Annotated in this window: 14 protein-coding genes and 1 pseudogene; 3 read left to right on the top strand and 12 right to left on the bottom strand. The window is 34.4% G+C overall.

Annotated features, from left to right (window positions below):
- Positions 1-9 precede the first annotated feature (9 nt).
- From LC087_RS04295 to LC087_RS04280, 4 genes are read right to left on the bottom strand one after another with little or no spacing between them, the layout of a single operon-like run.
- On the bottom strand, positions 10-633 hold the full coding sequence (locus LC087_RS04295; protein WP_226539522.1) for a hypothetical protein: 624 nt from the start codon (positions 631-633) through the stop codon (positions 10-12).
- A gap of 15 nt (positions 634-648) precedes the next feature.
- Positions 649-1,074 carry a hypothetical protein gene (locus LC087_RS04290; RefSeq protein ID WP_226539523.1) on the bottom strand — a complete coding sequence of 142 codons (426 nt, stop codon included), beginning with the start codon at positions 1,072-1,074 and terminating at the stop codon, positions 649-651.
- A complete protein-coding gene (locus LC087_RS04285) occupies positions 1,067-4,399 on the bottom strand; it encodes an AAA family ATPase (protein WP_306020113.1) in 3,333 nt (1,110 codons plus the stop codon). Before LC087_RS04285 ends, LC087_RS04290 begins: the two co-directional genes overlap by 8 nt.
- On the bottom strand, positions 4,383-4,697 hold the full coding sequence (locus LC087_RS04280; protein ID WP_306020111.1) for a hypothetical protein: 315 nt from the start codon (positions 4,695-4,697) through the stop codon (positions 4,383-4,385). Before LC087_RS04280 ends, LC087_RS04285 begins: the two co-directional genes overlap by 17 nt.
- Before the next feature lie 275 nt (positions 4,698-4,972).
- Here LC087_RS04280 and LC087_RS04275 point away from each other — a divergent pair, with 275 nt between their 5' ends.
- Both LC087_RS04275 and LC087_RS04270 read left to right on the top strand, forming a co-directional pair.
- Positions 4,973-5,131: a hypothetical protein gene (locus LC087_RS04275; RefSeq protein WP_226539525.1), complete on the top strand. Its 159-nt coding sequence runs from the start codon at positions 4,973-4,975 to the stop codon at positions 5,129-5,131.
- A gap of 501 nt (positions 5,132-5,632) precedes the next feature.
- A complete protein-coding gene (locus tag LC087_RS04270; protein WP_226539527.1) occupies positions 5,633-6,184 on the top strand; it encodes a hypothetical protein in 552 nt (183 codons plus the stop codon).
- 628 nt (positions 6,185-6,812) lie between these two features.
- On the opposite strand, the gene LC087_RS04265 is transcribed toward LC087_RS04270, so the two are convergent.
- The 5 genes and pseudogenes from LC087_RS04265 to LC087_RS04245 all read right to left on the bottom strand — a co-directional run bounded on the left by LC087_RS04265 (position 6,813) and on the right by LC087_RS04245 (position 11,649).
- On the bottom strand, positions 6,813-7,175 hold the full coding sequence (locus tag LC087_RS04265) for a hypothetical protein (RefSeq protein WP_226539529.1): 363 nt from the start codon (positions 7,173-7,175) through the stop codon (positions 6,813-6,815).
- Between the two features lie 92 nt (positions 7,176-7,267).
- Positions 7,268-9,241: an SAM-dependent methyltransferase gene (locus LC087_RS04260; RefSeq protein ID WP_306020107.1), complete on the bottom strand. Its 1,974-nt coding sequence runs from the start codon at positions 9,239-9,241 to the stop codon at positions 7,268-7,270.
- The gene (locus tag LC087_RS04255) at positions 9,234-9,476 is read right to left on the bottom strand and encodes a class I SAM-dependent methyltransferase (protein WP_371932677.1); all 243 of its coding nucleotides are present in this window, start codon (positions 9,474-9,476) and stop codon (positions 9,234-9,236) included. Before LC087_RS04255 ends, LC087_RS04260 begins: the two co-directional genes overlap by 8 nt.
- A 112-nt stretch (positions 9,477-9,588) precedes the next feature.
- Positions 9,589-10,413, bottom strand: coding sequence for a hypothetical protein (locus LC087_RS04250; protein WP_306020103.1), 825 nt, complete (start codon positions 10,411-10,413; stop codon positions 9,589-9,591).
- A 125-nt stretch (positions 10,414-10,538) separates the two neighbouring features.
- Positions 10,539-11,649 (bottom strand): annotated as a pseudogene (locus tag LC087_RS04245) (TIGR04053 family radical SAM/SPASM domain-containing protein).
- 273 nt (positions 11,650-11,922) lie between these two features.
- Between LC087_RS04245 and LC087_RS04240 the strand changes: the two are divergent.
- A complete protein-coding gene (locus tag LC087_RS04240; protein ID WP_226539535.1) occupies positions 11,923-12,783 on the top strand; it encodes a DegV family protein in 861 nt (286 codons plus the stop codon).
- A gap of 122 nt (positions 12,784-12,905) precedes the next feature.
- Here the strand turns inward: LC087_RS04240 and LC087_RS04235 are convergent, their stop codons facing one another.
- From LC087_RS04235 to LC087_RS04225, 3 genes are all read right to left on the bottom strand, one after another.
- Entirely contained in the window at positions 12,906-13,775 is an 870-nt protein-coding gene (locus tag LC087_RS04235) for an NAD-dependent epimerase/dehydratase family protein (protein WP_226539537.1), read from the bottom strand.
- Positions 13,776-13,931: 156 nt separating this feature from the next.
- Positions 13,932-14,789: an amidohydrolase family protein gene (locus LC087_RS04230; protein ID WP_226539540.1), complete on the bottom strand. Its 858-nt coding sequence runs from the start codon at positions 14,787-14,789 to the stop codon at positions 13,932-13,934.
- Positions 14,790-14,793: 4 nt separating this feature from the next.
- Positions 14,794-17,823 carry a GNAT family N-acetyltransferase gene (locus LC087_RS04225; RefSeq protein WP_226539542.1) on the bottom strand — a complete coding sequence of 1,010 codons (3,030 nt, stop codon included), beginning with the start codon at positions 17,821-17,823 and terminating at the stop codon, positions 14,794-14,796.
- Between the last annotated feature and the right edge of the window lie 442 nt (positions 17,824-18,265).

Raw genomic sequence — 18,265 nt, 5'->3', positions numbered from 1 at the left:
TGAATCCACTTAAAACCTCGGTACTAGCGTGTACTGATTCGTCCCTTCTATAGGCACTACGTTAAACAGTGTTTGCTTTCTATCTGGGAATTTGACTGCATATTGAATGGGTGTTTCAGTTGTGCTATCCAGCCCTCGAATCGTCACTACACTAGGGACGGGTACGGAATAAGCAGCGACATTATCATTTAAAATATGGACATCTCTAATTACTTGACCATCTACTAATATTTGAACTTCATTTCCTGAATGACCGGTGAAATCCCAAATGAGCATTCTAGCTGTGCCATTTCCTTCAAAATCAGTAACCTCAAAATCTTGCGACTCCAATTGTACTTTTGTCTCTGCCGTTAATTTAAAGCTAGACGTAATAGATTCACTGCTTCGATTCTTAATCTCTGCAAGTGCTTCTTCTTCTGTTAATGTCGTTGTTGTTAATATCGTGATAACAAGAAATACAATGGATAACAAACCGAATCCTGTTCGAAACTTACTTTCTCCTAAAAAGAGTGTCTCTTCTTCATTTTCATCTAGAGGTATCTCTTCAGAATCATGATTAACTTTGTTATTTATTGTCTCTATATCATCCATTTTATTTAATTCACTTTGTTGTTTTTCTTTTTGATTTCTCATTGAGATCACTCCTTCCTATTTGAACATTTTGACACTAATCGGATATTTCTTATACCAATAAGACATAAATACGCGTACAAGCAAAATGCTGATAACTGTTAAACTAATTGCGATCGTTTTTGAAATAATCGCATTTTCTGCCCATAGGTTCATAAAAAACAATCCAAATGATAACCCGACAAGCATAATAAAGACCATTTGACTAAGTGGCCATAAAACAGGCATCTTCAAATAAATCTTTCGAAAGAGAGAGACTCGCATTGATAGATATAAAATCAGGCTGATGACAAATAACAGGGCAAAATAGTAATTTTCTTTAGGTGCTTCATGTTCAATTACCGCTATAATATCTGCTAAAGACATAAATGGACTAAATAAAAGCACTAAAAAGAACAAAATATAGAGTAATAGAAAAGGAACAAAAAGGATCATCCTAAACATGTGCACTCTCTCCTTTCGAGTTGGAAATGTGAACGGCATCAATGGTCGTTAGTTCTTCATATGTGGCATCGATATTTTTGGCGTAGTGCATGGCATGTTCACGAATTGCTTTTTCACAAATGTTCCTCGAATAACGTCCATTTCCGTTAGCAGTAGATTCCTCAAATAACTTTAGTAATGTTTTTTCAGCTGATTCAGATGTTTGATAACCTTTATTTTTAAATATAAGGCAACTTATTTGTAATAACTCTTCAGGCGAATAATCATTAAAGGTCAAGATATGCGGAAAGCGTGAACGTAATCCTGGATTTATACTTAAAAATTGCTCCATATCTTCATCATAACCCGCAACAATGACGACAAGTTCTTCTTTATGATCTTCCATTGCTTTTACGAGTGTATCAATCGCTTCTTTACCAAATGAATCACTGGATAGACTGTATGCTTCATCAATAAAGAGAACACCACCTAAAGCACTCTCAATCACTTCTTTTGTTTTTATCGCTGTTTGTCCAACAAAACCAGCAACCAATGATGAGCGGTCTGTTTCCACAAGCCTATCCGTTTTAATCACGTTAAGCTCTTTTAATCTTTTAGCTAAAATACGTGCCACAGTTGTTTTCCCCGTTCCAGGGTTCCCCTTGAACACCATATGCAAGCTTTGGCCTGCCATATCAGGTAAACCTAGTAATTTTCTCCGATTGTTCATTTCAATTTGAGCAGATAAGCTTTTGACAAACTCTTTTACATTCGTTAATCCAATAATTCTATCTAGTTCTTCAAATGCCGTTTGTTTCACTTCTTCTTTCAGATTGAAATCAGTTTTTGTTAACAATGTTAGTTCTTCATCTGATATATCCAATTGATCGGCGATTCGTACTGCCTGATTTCTAATGGCTTCTTCAAGCATATTTCGAACGAGACGACCATTTCCAATATCTTTTCTACCAGCGATTTGTTTCGTCTCAAAAAGTTCTTTTAATGGTTGTAAAATATCCTTAGAAATCGTAAATCCTCGAGATTGAACCATTAATTCTGTTATTTGCAGCATCTCTCCCGCAGAGTAATCTGGAAACTCAATTTTCAATGGAAAACGAGAAGCTAAGCCTGGATTTACTTTTAAGAAGTCTTCCATTTCTAATGAGTACCCAGCCAGAATAACTACAATGTTATCTTTATGAATTTCTACTAACCTTACAATCTCATTAATGGCTTCTTCCCCAGCTCCCCCACAACTTTTATTCACTAAAGAATAAGCTTCATCAATAAAAAGGACTCCACCAAGAGCAGATTCGACAACTTCTTTTGTTTTCTCAGCCGTTTGTCCAGCATAACCTGAAACAAGTTCTGTTCTACCGACCTCTACTAAGTGCCCTTGTTTAATGACACCAAGTTCTTTTAACATTTGAGCAACAAAACGTGCGATCGTCGTCTTTCCCGTTCCAGGATTGCCCGTAAATATCATATTAATATTTTGCTCTATTTTCACTTCAATACCAGCATCTTTTCGCCTTTTATTAACCAGGATCTGTTTTTCAAGCGTGCGAATAAACGTTTTTACATGATCTAAACCAATAATTTGATTTAGTTCTTGTTCAAGTTGAAACGGTCTTTCCTCCACGATGCCGAAATCCTCTTTTAAAAGTAAATTTAAATCGACATCTTCTTCTGCTTGTTCAACTAATCGAGCAGATTGTTTTCTTATAGCTTCATCTAATATATTTCTAACGAGCCTTCCGTTTCCGCTATCGTTTCGTCCTGGGATTTGTTTTTTCTCAAATAAATCGACAAGCTCTGGCTCTATGTCCTCATCAATCTTATAGTCGCGTTGTCCTGCTATTAATGTACAAATTTGAACCATTTCTTGAGGTGTGTAATCTGGAAACTCAACTTGAAAAGGAAAACGTGAGGTTAAACCTGGATTGACTTTTAAGAAACCTCCCATTTCATTCGTATAGCCTGCTAAAATGACGACTAAATCATCCCGGTAGTCTTCCATTCCTTTCACAAGGGTATCAATCGCTTCACGTCCAAAAGAATCATTTTTATCACGGGCCAAAGTATAGGCTTCATCAATAAACAAGACCCCACCTATTGCTTCATGAATTTTTGCGTTTGTTTTTGGCGCGGTTGAGCCTACATATTCACCAACTAAGTCTTGCCTCGCTGTTTCTACTAATTGTCCTTTTGATAAAATTCCGATTTCTTTCAGGAGTTTACTTATTAATCTTGCAATGGTTGTTTTACCTGTCCCAGGGTTTCCTGAGAAAACCATATGTAAGGTTAAAGGAACATCCTTTTGACCTTTATCTTTGCGCATTTTTTGAATTTTAGCCGTATCAATCAATTCATCTACAAATGACTTGACGGATTCTAAACCGATTAATTGATGTAATTGTTCTAATAGAGTTTCTAAAGACTCGCTCTCTTTCGTTGCAAGCTTTAATACTGGAAGATGAATATTGTTAGCCTGTATGGCAATTGAATCATTTTCAATAAAAAGATGAACCATATTTCCTGAACGAATTTCCTTTCTTGCTCGTAAACCAACTAACGCTTTAAATAGATCATTTTCAATAAAACGATGAAGCGCCGTACTATATGTCTTTTCTTTAAGAGCATATGCACAAAGGTATTGTACGACATCATCGTTAAAGGAGATGGATACATCTACTTTTAATTGGAGTTCTTTGTTCATTTTCGATAAAAGTCGTCTAGTAACTTTAGCCAGTGACTCTTCCGATAACGGTTGAATGATAATCGTAGTATTTATGTAAGACTTCAATTGCTCCGGTACTTTTTTCATTGCTTCCTCTTTTGTCAGAACGTCTTCATCTTGGCAAAAGACAATAAAATAGTCTTCTGCATCTATTAAGACGCCAGCTTCCGTTCGGAAATAACCCTTACTTACAAGGTTTGTAATATATTTTACAATTTGATTATTAGCATAGTTAATCCCTTTAAAACAAACCGTGCCAATTCCAAATTCAAAAGCTGCTGAACAATCCGCCATAAAGTTCGTATTAATTTCACGTTCGTTATAAGATGAAAGATCAATCTCAATCACTTTTCCATAAGGGATAATCCTGTTTTGATAAAGCTCTTTAATCAATAAGGAAAGGCTATATACTTTTCCATTTCCTTCTGAACCAGCTAGCAAAATTGTATCTTGTAGAACACCTTTTTTTTGGTTTAAATAAGCTCGTTTATACGCTAAAACTAATTCATTAATAAAGTCTTCTTGATCATGTATTGATGTATTTAAAGAATGGCTTATTTTCCTAAATATATGATCTACATCCTGCGTATCAGTTTTGGTTCTCATTTGATGGACACTCTTTTTTTATATCATGAACAGCTTCTTTTATACTTCCTGTTGATAATGGGCTTGCTGATAGAGCACTTTTAGAGGAACAAGACGAGTTACTCATTGCGTTCGCTTGTGTCCCCGTGTTAGCAGAACAAGATGGACTAGTTGCTACCTGTTGTTTTTGCCCTAATGGTCGTATTGTAGAGGTGGATAATGGATGTTTAGTATTCTTTCTTACAACCCCGTTTTGTTTAGCATAGTCAATGAGTTGAATTTCAGGAATAATCACCCTTAACCATTTATTAAAAGACATGTTTACCACTCTTTCTATTAATTACTTTATAAATATAATTTTCTTACAAAAATACCACTGCACATATTATAACATTTTGCATTTTTAAAATATCGTAGAGATAAAAAATAAATACCATTCATCTTAACTCATGAGAAACATTTTAAAACATACCCAATAGATTAATATATATAAATAATTGTGTGTAATTTAATATGACATAATTGTTAATTGGATTTAGAATTATAGTAAGATAAAAAGCATTATTACTCTACAAATAAAAGGAGAAATAAATCATGACACTAAATATTAAACCGTCTAAACTTGAAGCGATTCCGGAAAATGGAGCAATATTAATTGATCAAATGGAAGAAACGTTACGAAAAAAATGGAGCAAGATTATGAAGTTGGAAAGAGGAAAGAAGATGCCCATCCAAAACACACTGGCTTATTGAAAGCAGAGTTTACTGTTCATGAAAACATTCTAAAATACTTGAAAATAGGTCTATTTAAAGCGGCAAAGATCTATTCATCCTGGATCCGCTGTTCCAATGCAAGTGGAAGAGTAGAATCCGATGCTAAAGGAGATAGTTGAGGTTTTGGATTAAACTGATGGGAGTAAAAGGGAAGAAGTTCCTTCAAGCTTGTCGGGTGTGAGCAAAGAGCTTCAACTTTTCTATTCAGCGTCCTTTTTCCGGACTTTTTAAACACGCACTATAAGATATATATTTTAAAACGATTAGAGCAAAATTAATTATTTGATCGAATTTTCGAAAGGTTTCCGATCGTTTTTCTGTTTGTATCTCTTGTTTAGTCATATCGATTTCTTGATTCAAACTGAACATAAAGTTTCATTCCTAAATCAATTTGCAATCATCCAAACTAACATCATGTTGTATACAAATTTTAATATTGAAAACAATAAGGGTATATAGCATATTACGGAGGATTTGCCGATGATTAATGATGAATTGCTTCAAAAAATGGATCAATTAAATAAAGAAATATTGTCGAAGTGGATAAATCAAGAATTATTTTCATGGCAATGGCTTTTAATTATTTTCCTTTTAGTTATTTCTTATGTTGTTTTCTTTATCAATGTTGATAAGAAGCGATTCATTGAAATAATGCTTTACGGATCTTTTATAGCAGTTAGTTTTGTTGTGTATGATTCCATTGGTTGGTTCTTTGGGTTTTGGACAACAACCATATCTGTTTTACCCTTTTATCCAAATTTTTTTGGGAGTGATTTTACCATTGGACCTCTTTTCGCTATGCTTGTATACCAGCACACTTCTTCTTGGAGAAGTTTTATAATAGAGTACGTGTTATTTTCGGTGTTGTTTATCTTTGGATATTATTCATTATTGTTAGTAAACATTGATGCATTTTCTTATTTAAAACCCTTTGCAAGAATCATTGATTTTTCTTGCTTTTTAATTATTGGGATTATTAGCCGTTTAGTCATTACATTACTATTAAGAGTGCAAATGGACAGGCAAGTATAGGAGCTGCTATTTTACCTAAATCTTGTTATATAAAGAAATGAACATCGTCTGAAAATCGCCATACTAGTTGGCTTTCCCTCCATTTTATATAAAGTGTAAACCTTTTATCTTAATTAAATTTGTTTGTCTAAAAGTTAAAATCCACTGTGCTCAAACTTGAAAATAAATAAAACATAGAAAGAATGAGAAAATGGTTATTGTCTTTAGTCTTTTTTATTTGGGTCATCTCAACTTTTGATTTAACCAACTACTAGACAAAGTTGAAGATTGGTCATAGGGTGAAGTTGTCAACGTTTTAGGTGATTTTAATAGTAGATATTATCAAGAAAAAGGAGTTGGTATTTTTATAGAACCAGGCTTCTCTGATGTGTGGATTCAATTATACAATAGTGGCATCTTCCCAGATGTTGACGATGAGTCTGATGAACGTATAAAAAAATTCATTTAGGAGCGGAGATAAAGTAACATTAAAAAAACGCTATAGATTACAGTGTACCTGCTAACGAATTTGGGTGATCCTTTGTCAGACCATCCTCTTGTTTTTATTGCTTTTGAATATAGTATACAATAGCTAAAAAAAAGACTATTATATCACTTTTTAATAGTGATTATAATAGTCTTTTTTTCGTTACGGAGTGTCAAAATGATAATTCATTTTCACTCCTCTATATTGATTTAACGTATACTGAGTTTGAAAAACAAAACGTTCAGTTGAGTTACTGTGGGTTAAGCGATGAATATTTACTGTCCATCCAAAGAGGTCAGATTCCAATTTCAAGAGGTCTTGATAAAGATTATCTAGTTCTGTTTGTGAATGTAATTCAAAAATCGCAATCCCACCTAATGGACGATTAGCAAAGTGGTCATGATAAATGATCTTTCCTAATTTTTGATGAGCTATCCATTTGTTAAGTTGCTGGTTCGCTTTTATTGCATTCGTTCCTTCTGGAGCAAATCCATACACTAAATAGCATCCGTTTTTAAATTTCATACTGATCACCTCAAGGCTATTGTGTCAGATTTTCAGTTTGGGTTCTCCCTAAATATTGTTTGTTTTTTTAGCAAGATTTAGGGTTATTTCTTCTATTTCAACCTTGCTTCAATTAATCCTATATCCACTCTTTCACTATTAGGTGTATGAATAATTCGTTTTTCTAATATTGAAAAGCCAAACTGTGTAAGTTCGTTCTCAATGTCTTCAAAAGTACCGTGAATTCTATTTTCTTCAACGACCTTTCCTTCTGACAAGTTCCATAAATCCCTTGAGTTTTTTTGTAAATCCACTGTCAAGTATAGTTTTCCATTATCTTTTAACGTGTCGCTTATCATCTCTAAAAGATCTCTTCTTATTTTTGCTGGTACATGTTCAACTACACTAATTGAATACCAGTAATCAAAAAAATCTGGAGCGAAGGTATGAATGGTCATCGTTTCATTTAATGAACGAATATTTTGATTTACTAGGCTATAATCAAAAAAACCCCATTCGTTTGCATTTTTTAGTTGATTGCTTTTTCGTATCACTTCATGATTATCAATTGTGGTGACCATCGCACCCCCTTCTGCAAATAAAAGGGGCATTGGTGAAAGTCCTGATCCTATTTCAGCGATTTTCTTTCCGTTTATGTTTCCAGATAATTTAGTTAATAGCCAAGGATATTCGAAAATCCTTGGAAAATGCTTTGTGTACCATCCAAATAATTCTCTGGATTTATTTACGACTTGAATAAATTCTTTAGGATACTCTACAAGAACCATCGCTTCTTTAATGGCTTCATTTGACATATCATTAGGAGCCCCTGATGAAGCTTCGACCATTGTTAAGTATGGCTCTCTTAGAACAGAAGCAAGTTTTGGCCACTTTTTAATCAATCGCTCATTCCCATCAAAATAATCTTGAACAATCCTGTTGTTAACATTATCTGTCATAAAATTAGATTTCCTAAAGTGATTAGCAACACCATTCACATCTTCTGTTAATTTGACTAATGAACGTTTATCTAAGAAGCGACTACAATTTTTCAACAGTTCTTCTTTCCATTCATACGGATAGTTACTCTGAGTTTTCCTTACCTCTTCGACAAGTTTTATTTGTGAGGTGCTATTTAAATAGGCATTCGCTCTTCTGACTATTTCTATCGCATGAGTAGGTAAACGAGAACTCCTTCTTATGTTTATTTCAATACCTTCTGTTTTTACTTTCAAAACATTTAAAAAGTCTTCACATACATTTGTAGAATAGGGTCTTAATCGTAATTGCCCCCTTTTTATAACTTTTGCCCATCTACTGAAACTTTGTTCATAATTTAAATTTCTTTTAACCTTTTCTAGCTCTATAAAATCATCGAGAGTAAAATCTCTTCCAAATAAACTTGATCCATCTTTAGGGTTAATAATATATTGACGATAAAAAGACTCTAAATAATCGATCTGATTTCTTACATATGCAATGACGGTTAATTCGGCAACATGGTCTACCACTTGCCAAAAAAGCATTGATATATCGCTAAATTCAGCTGTATGATGATAAAAATCTTCACTAGAAAGAACAACCGTTTTACAATTATTTATCTGATTAGAGATTTTTTCGAAAAAATTCACAAACCCAAGCCAATCACTTCTTTTCATTAAATCAACTAAGTGTTGGTGCTTAAAATCGCTTTCAAAACGGGGATAAATAATTCCGTGTTTTCCTAGTTGCTCTCTATGCTGAAATAGCATCTCTTGTAAAGAACTTGTTCCTGTCTTAGGAGTTCCAATATGGAGATAAATCTTCTTACCTTTTAAGATAGGAACCTGCTCTAAAAAAATATTCGTCAGTTTTTCTTTCCAGTACGTTCGATCTAGTTTTACATCGCAAGCATAATAGTCTGTATCATTTATTTTAAACAATCTCATCACACTTTCGAATTTTTTATGTTGTTTGATCGCTTCTGGTAGAGGCTGATGGAATTGAAGCATATGATTGGTTTCATGATGAAGTTCTTTAACCGTGTAACCAGAAACAAGAAGCCTCTTTTTCGTTTTTTTGATGATAAAGTGAATAAGGTCAACCAAAATCCTCTCTTCTTTTTTGATGAATTAATACGTCAAAACAAATGACCACATCTCTAGGCGTTATTTGATGAACAGGGATGCTTCCTGCTTTTATAAACGTCCATTCAGGTTTTTTCTGTTTAGCCAGAGACAAAGCTTCTTCACTTGAGTCTATCCCTAAATAAGATTGGATATTAAAGTCTTTCATAACTTGAAGGTCGCCGCAGCCGACATCTAAAACGCTCCCCTTCTCTATGTCTAGTTTTCTTAAATAGTTTCTTTTTATTTGAAGGTTTTCTCCTCTACTGCCAATACCTGAACCAAGGTCTGGATTTGCTCGATAACGATAATTCCAGAAGGTACTATTGTCAAATTGACCCCCCGATCATCTCATTTACTTTCTTTAAACAGTTTTTATAGGATTGATTAGCATTTGGTGGAATGGGAAGTAATTTAGGTTGATCTAGAGTTTTATGGTAGCGAATAATGATAGGGGATCCTATTTTAGAAGAATGATGATCTAAGGGATAATTATAAATACTGGAGAGATGATTAACAGGAAGATTGTTTTCATGGATAGTCAGACAAAAGCTTACTTGCTCAAACAAAAAGTTGTGGTCTTTTTTTAATAATGCTTTGTTTTCCACTAGCCATAATGCCCATTTGTTCCATCCTTTAAAAATAGTTGAAATGAATTTTTTAGGTATGATATAGAGTCCACGATTTAAATAACCTTTATAAGTGATTTCCTGACTAAAATCTGCTTTAATCACACCCAACGAGTTACTTAACTCTGCTTGAATGAACAGTTCATCCAAGATAGAAATCTTTGGATTAGGAAAATCAACAACTTTCCCACTAATAAAATGACAATCAATTTTATCATGAATACTTGTTGTCATGATCATATCCGTATCCATTAAGACAATGACATCAGCTTCTTCAAATCGTTTATTTGCTAGCTGTGTTATTTTCGTTAATTCCTTTTGTTCATGCATGCAATCTAATTCTTTCGTGTTTATTCGAAAAGAAGCAATTTTTTCTAAAAATAGTTCATCAACCCCTTTTCTGTAATGAACCCATATACATTCAGGAGCTATCTTTGCTAATTTTAATAACGAATGTATCCAAATCCAGCATTGATATTGAAACTTTGGGTGAACATCAACAAAACAAGAGTAATACACCTTCATTCGTTTGCTCCTCCCTAGATAACAGACAATTAGTATCAACATACGGTCATCAAAGCAACAATATGACTTTTACGAACAAAAAAACCCTCACAGCTATTGAAAACTAGAGGGTAAATTGATCCTATTTAACTATTCACTTTCTCGTGTCTCATCGCTTTAGGAATATAGATACAATAAGGCTCACTTGCTAAGTAATCACCTGTGATCGCATAAGTTCGAGATCTTGAGCCACCACATATGTAATGATACTCGCAAACGCCACATTTTCCTGAATATCGGTCTGGGTCTCTTAACCCTTGAAAAACGGGGGATTCTCGATAAATTGACGCTAATGGCGTTTCTTTTACATTGCCTGTTTTTAATGGTAATAAACCACTTGGATAAACATCTCCAGTATGTGAAATAAATAAACAGCCGTTTCCATCATTGACACCTTTTGGCGCTCTTCCTAACCCATCTACTTGTCCTGTTAATCCCTTATTTAACACATGATCGTATAAAATACTTTTCGTATGCTCCTCCTTCATTTTTTGCTGTAGAACCACCCGTCGATAATGTTGTCCGGCAGTCGTTTTAATATCAAATGGAACTTGTTTGCTTTTTTTATACAACCATTTAAAGACTTGTTCATGTTGAAGTGGCGAGATCATGTCTGACTGCTGCCCTCTCCCAGTTGGGACTAAAAAGAAAACGCTCCAAAGAACACACTTCAAATCCCCTACTAATTGTGCCATTTCTTCGAGAACATCCATATTATATTTCGAGATAACGGTATTAATTTGCAGAGGTAAATCAAATTCGTGTAAATAGTTAATCACATCCATCGTTAACTCAAACGGACCATCCACACCTCTGAAGTGATCATGTACTTTAGCAGTCGGTCCATCTAGACTAAATGCCCACCTTGAAACACCTACATCTTTTGCCTTTTTAACTGCTTCTCTCGTGACAAGAGTGGTTGCACTTGACGTCATGGACACTCGTATCCCTTTTTTAATAGCATAATCAGCCAATTCAAAAACATCATCTCTCATTAAAGGGTCTCCACCCGTAAAAACGAGGAGTGGTTGATTCATTTGATCAATTTGATCAATTAGGTTTTTCCCCTTCTTCAAAGGTCAATTCATTTGGATCTTTTTTATACTGTGCTTCAGCACGACAATGTAAACATTTAAGCTGACATGCTCGTGTTAACTCCCATATCACGATGAATGGATCTTGGTTAAAATTTCTCACAGTTTTCCCCTCCCTGATTGAACATTTTAAATGAAACGGGAGAGTATTCATGTGAAATGAATCACAATCAGTATGCTTCAATTTTATTTTCTGTTCATCTATTTTTTCTTCGCTGCTTTTTGATATGCAGATTTATTCGAATATAATGCCATGATCAAATATATTTAAAGAAGCAATTTCCTTTTCTTCTCATACCTATCTTGAAAGTTTTATACTATAATACATTTGATAAAATTTTTCATTAACTTCTCAGTCTATAACTATAAAAAGGGTGTGTTTCCTATTTCACATAAACAACCAATTGCTTGGATTACAGATAGCGTAGCCTGTATACCAAAAGAAGTAGCAGAAAAAATGAATATTCATATTATCCCGGTCACGATTATTCATGACGGAAATGTATATAAAGATGGCGTTGACATTTCGGCTGAACAATTTTATGAGTCAATAGATGGTTCTAGTGATCTATCAACTAGCCAACCTTCCTTAGGAGAGTTCGTTTCTTTTTATGAGAGTTTAAAAGATGAATACGAAATTGGCATAGCTGTTCATATATCTAGTAAACTAAGTGGAACTTATAATACGTCCGTTCAAGCAGCTGAAATAGTTGGCTTCCCTTTACTTGCCATTGATTCTAAAACGGGTGTAGGTGGTATGTATGACTTACTTATGCAAGGGATTAAGTTACAAGAAAGTGGCTTAAATAGTTCTGGAATTGCCGACACCTTATCGAAAATGGCAGATAAAATGAAAGCATTGTTATTGATTGGAAATCTAGAGCAGTTTCGAAAAAGTGGGCGATTGTCTAATCGTCAGTTTTTTTTAGGGAATTTATTAAATATTAAACCGATAATATCTGTTGAAGATGGCTTAATGTTATTGAAACAAAAAGTGAGAACGATGAGAAAAGCTGAAAAAAAAGTGTTAGAAACTATTTTTGAAAAGATTCAAAATGGCACGATTGCTAGTGATATTTATATTGCCCATAGTGCCTGTGAACAGAGAGCTCTTGAATGGAAAAAGACACTGAAAGAAAAATATCCAAATATAAAAACAAGAATTAGTATGTTAAGCCCATCATTAGGAACTCATTCTGGAAAAGGGACAATTGGAGTCTTTTGGAGAGAAAAATAAGAGAAGCTTATATGCAGTTTCAATATAAATTCGAAAATAGCTGTCTAAAAACCTTTATGACAGCTATTTTTTTTTTATCCTTTAGAGGCTATCTTTTGTATGGGTGTTGATTCTCTCTTCTTCTATTCGGCTAGTTCTCCTACAAGCCTAGGAAACCATTCATGTAAATCGTTAAACTCAAACCCAGCCTCTTTCGCCTTGTCGTTTGCCATCACATTATTTTCTTTTGCACCAAAAGGAGATTGGTTCTGCTTATTGGTTTCATCTTGTATGATTGCCGTTTTTCCTACTTCTCTTTCAATTAAAGTTAATATCTCTTTTAATGAAAGCTCTCCATTTGAGCATGCATTAATGGGTCCTTCAATTCTACTTTTACTAAGCCATTGTAAAAATTGAGCGGCTTCATCAGATTGAATATAAGACATAACGGCATCTTTATTCGGAACACCAATTGGTAAGTCCTCTTTTACGTGGTCAATATGGAAGTGTAACCTTTTCGTATAATCATCTGTACCAAGAACAATCGGAAAACGAACCGCACTAACAGGAAATTCAGCCTGCTGATAAAAAACAGCCTCAGCTAATCGCTTTCCTTCACTATATGAAAAGTTTTCTTTAGGTCCTTGTTCAATGGGATATGTATAAGGATTGAAGTCTTGTTCTGTTAACTTTTCTTTTTGACTATGGTAAACAGACAAGGAAGAAGTGAAAATGTAATGACTAACTTTCCCTTTAAACAGCTCACATGCTTCTAAAGCCGTTTGAGGAGAATAGCAGATATTATCGTAAACGACATCCCATTTTTGGTCGCCAATGGCCTGTTTAAGTTGAATTTTATCTTCTCTGTCGACTTTCATTCGCTGTACCATTTTTCCAAATGAATCAGCTGTTATTCCCCTCGTTACAATCGTGACGTCATGACCTTCTTCTATTAATAGATCTACTAGTCTTTTCCCAAAAAAACGCGTGCCTCCTAAAACTAAGATTTTCATTAAATAGTTAGCCCCTTTCGTAAAGAAATAGTTACTTTCATCCTTACTTTACCATGGGAAAGTGAGCGATTGTAAGTTTTTTGCTCATATGTTCATCGTAAAAAAGGCTTGATCCCCTCTTTATAGGAGAGGTTCAAACCTTTTTAAGGTATAGAATTAGTCACCAATAATTGGTTTAATTTTTGGGAACACTTTGCAAGCGTTATTGTAAAAAACGTCTTCATGATATTGTTCTGGTACAAACCGTTTAATTAAATCTACATACGCTTGAATAGGAACAAGCGGCCAATCTGTTCCAAACAAAAGCTTGTCATAATGATCGCAAAACGTAATGGCGTGTTTAATATGATCAAAAAAATTCGTCTGCAAGTGAGCATCTATTGTTTCTTTTGTCCCGACTACCCATCCTGATAAATCCGCATACATATTGGCGTTTTTATAGACAACCTCTGCCCCATCAAGAACCCAAGGGTCTCCTAAATGAGCCATCACAAAGGACACATCTCGATTGAAGACTGCGACCTCGTCCAATGTTAGAGGATGTGAATACTTTAGTAATCCTCTCTCAGAGTATGTATCTCCAGTATGAAAGACTACTGGAAGACCGTATTTTGCAGCGATTTCATATACAGGCTTATAGACATCATCATAAGCATAAAAAGGATAATATCCTAAATAGATTTTGATTCCTACAACATTGTCTTTTTGAACTTCTTTCTCAAGAATTTTTAATGATTCTTGAGATAATGTATAAGGATTCACACCTGGACAATATACGATGTTCTTTGGAATAGGTGCATTTAAATCAATCCCCATCGGTGTTTGGGCATCGTTTGATGGAAACCCTTGTTGGTTTGTTTCTGTCACCCCCATTGCAATCCCTAAAACTACGTTCGTTTTTTCAAATTCTTTCAATAAACCATCCTCACTATAATCAACTTTTGAGTAGTTGTCGCCCGTCTTTTTAAAACTATTAATTGAAGAGAAATGGATATGTGCGTCAATGATTTTCATCTCTTCATACCTCATCTTGAAACGTTAATCCATCTAGATTTTTAAAGGATGTCTTCAATAAATTTTGATCGGATATTACAAGAAATAGCGGTTTTGTCATAATACAGTCCCCATCTTTCATCTTTATTTCTTGATCCATCCATTGCGCCATAATCTCTTTGTTTAAATAGGCATGATGTTCTTCATGACGCCCAATAACAGTTAGTGCATCATTTACATTATTACAGGAAAAAACATGCCGTTTACTTATTTTTGTCTCAATTTCAGTATTACCCGCATATATTACCTTATCATCATGCTCTAAGTAACAGTCATCTAATTTTTTACAAGGTTTTAATGATAAAAACGATCCCCAATTCTTTTGAAGAAAACGACCTGTATGTTGGTGAATTCTACTCATGTGAGCGAGGACAGGAACACCGCTTAATAAAAGGAAATATTGATCAACCATTAACCCTTTATAGTGTTCATTCTTTTCAAATGAAGTGGTCATTTTAATGCCCGACCAAACATTTCCCCATGAATCTTTTACTTTTGCCTCTGACATTCTAGATGACTCTTTCTGTAAAGAACGAAAACTAATATCTGAAAATGAACTAAATAATCCACCTGACCAAGGATTCCACCATGCTTTTGCGGTTAACAATGGAAAGGAATGGTCAAACCATTCTACCCCATCTTTTTTCAGCGAAAATAAACATGGGTAAAATTCATTAGATGCTTTGAGTACCATTGTCCCGTTACTAACCGTATAAACAGCATCTTTATGAATAGATACAGAATCATTCCTTGGTTTCATCAACATCTCTTGTTTTTTAAAGTGATTATGATTTTCACGTCCGGAAATTAAAGGGAAGATGAGTTGACCTTGCTTTTCAATCGGGATGGTGAGCTTATCATTTCCATACCATTCCTTTCCTTCTAATAATACTTCTAGCTTTCGCTCTGAAGTGATACTTTTCTTTTGGATCGCTTCAACTGTCCATTTTTCTCCTGCAATTACTGGGTTCCCATTATTACATAAAACTTCGAACACGGCTGAGCTTACATCATCCTTTTCCTGCTTCAAGGCAAATTGACGTAGCTCTTGCCACGTTTGCATAGCTCCAAGGGTCATAAAGAAAGGGGATGTTTTTAATATTTCTTCCCCATCCAACTCCTCTATGTTATGCTCAAAATAAAAATACCAATTATTAAACTGCATCTTTGTGTCTTTTGCCCAACAAAAGCCGACAGGATAAGGAGCACTTTGAGAGAATAACCAATTTTCTGTCACTTTTTCCGTTATCCACTCGTCATACCAACTTTGGGACTGATCTTGCTGAACAATCTCATTATTATATGAAAGAATTGTCTGATCTAATTTATGGAAAACTGGTTGCTGTACGAATAGGTCGTTTATGTTTTCTTTTCCTTTGTTTTTGACTTCGAAATAGCTTTCTACAAATCCTTCCGCATAGAGCTTGAATACTTGAGTTAATAAAATATTCAAATATTTAAGTGATAAAAGGTGGACCTTAAGAATTGTGGTACTCCCTTTTATGATCGTTTCTACTTGTACAGGCTTTGCCTTTGAAAATTCATCAGAATACGGTTTTCCTAATTTAGGAGACATTATTCTTGTTGGATGGTTGTTCGATACTTTTCTCCCAACAATGAATTCATTATTAAATTTTCGATATACTGCATGATTTAGACCATTATACATATGCCAATATTCATCACATTCACCAAAAAACTGACCGCCAATTCCAGGAAATCCAATCCCAATTTTTTTATTGAATGTTTGTGAGTTCCCTTCCTGATCGACAACATCGATGCTTAGTTCAGGAGAGTAAAACCCATACTGAGTTAACGTCATGCTAATAGGGAGGGATGTTCTCTCTTTACCAGCTAATTGGATTGAAATGGATGGTTCGTGAATTTGCACGACATCGGAAGTAGGTAAAGTGAACGAAAACGTTTGATTTTTATGTGATTGGTTTTCGATATCTAAATAAAATTCAGTTTCTTCTCCTATATAGGAAGCTGAAGCTTTTGCTTTAATTGCAGATGGCAAAATGGGTTTTATCCCAACTCCAAAGGTTGCTTTCATGCCATTAATCCAAATGTCAGTTTGAACGCTCGGATGTGTGCGCCAAGGACTTTGCTCTTCAACAAAGACTCTTAGTTGAAAACTTCGTTCAATTAATTTTTCATCTTCAATCATAATATTTTCATTTATTGGAAAGTGGATGTTATCAACGTCTTTTCCTTTTAATTTAAAAGAGAGTGGCTGTGTTGATTTATTTTTAATGTGAAACTGAACAGCATACTTCCCATTACATATAAGTTCGAAGTTAGCAATTTTCGCCTCTATTATGTAATCATCTGTTTCAATCAATCGCAAGCCTCTTCCTGACTTCTCAAATTGCATTCGTAAACTGCCTGCACTTTCATCAAACCAGCGATATTCAAAATACGTGTAACTACCTTCTTCGAGTCCATCTGGCACAACTTGGATCTCTCTTTGACTAGCATTATACCAATCTACCTTATTAAAATATGGTTGCACGACTTCTGTCTGCATGACAGACGGAATAAAATTCATTAAGTGGGTCGTATCGTCTCGATCTTCCCAAAAGAACCCGCACCTTTTATACAAAGGGACTGCTTTTGTATTTCCTGGCCATGTGTACAGGTCTACACGCGGCCATCCTCTTTGAATTGTCTCATTTACCGCATGTAACACTAACATTTTCCCGATCTTTCTACCGTGATAATCGGGTCTGACATTTAATAATGGAATGTATAATGACCCACTATCTTCACGGTATTCAGACAGAGAACAATAACCTACGACCTTATCTTCTTCTAACGCTAAAAAAAGTTTTAAATTACTAGAGTTTGCTTCTGCTATTCTTACTTCTTCAGCAGTGGTTTGGTTAGTTGAACCTCCCCACCCTTCGTTACTGTTATTCCACATATCCGCAACTGCATCCGCTAAGTTTTCGCTATATTCTACAATTTTAATTGGTTTCAAGATTTTTTCCATGATTATTCTATCCCCTTATTTTTTGTCTATATCTAGTCCTTGTCTCGTCTATCCTCTTTCGTCATTTTCTGTCCATTTTTTATAATCATATGAATCTCCTCCTTTATTTTATTGTATAGAAAAGGTAAGAATATTACCTTTAATTTCTATACCATAACAATCTTATTCCAATTTTTTCGATTTGTAAATATGGCTCTTTTCCATTTAGAATGATTATTTAAAAAATAAAAGACTTATTTTCTAAAGGATTATCAATCAATCGTTAATGGAGTTAGTTCTGAATTAGGGAGCTCTACCAGTTCTTTTTGAGGATTTAATGGAGGAGGGAATTATTTACCAATTTATAATAATACTGTATTTGTCCCCACTAAAGCTAACTTACCTCTTGAGGTTTCTATTAGTATTCAAACTAGTGGATGGGAAAACAGGTATATTTAATCTC

The organism is Bacillus carboniphilus, from assembly GCF_020524035.2.
GTDB lineage: Bacteria > Bacillota > Bacilli > Bacillales > JAIVKR01 > Bacillus_CC.
The sequence above is the reverse complement of the archived record's forward strand: the minus strand, read 5'-3'. Positions and strand labels throughout refer to the sequence as shown.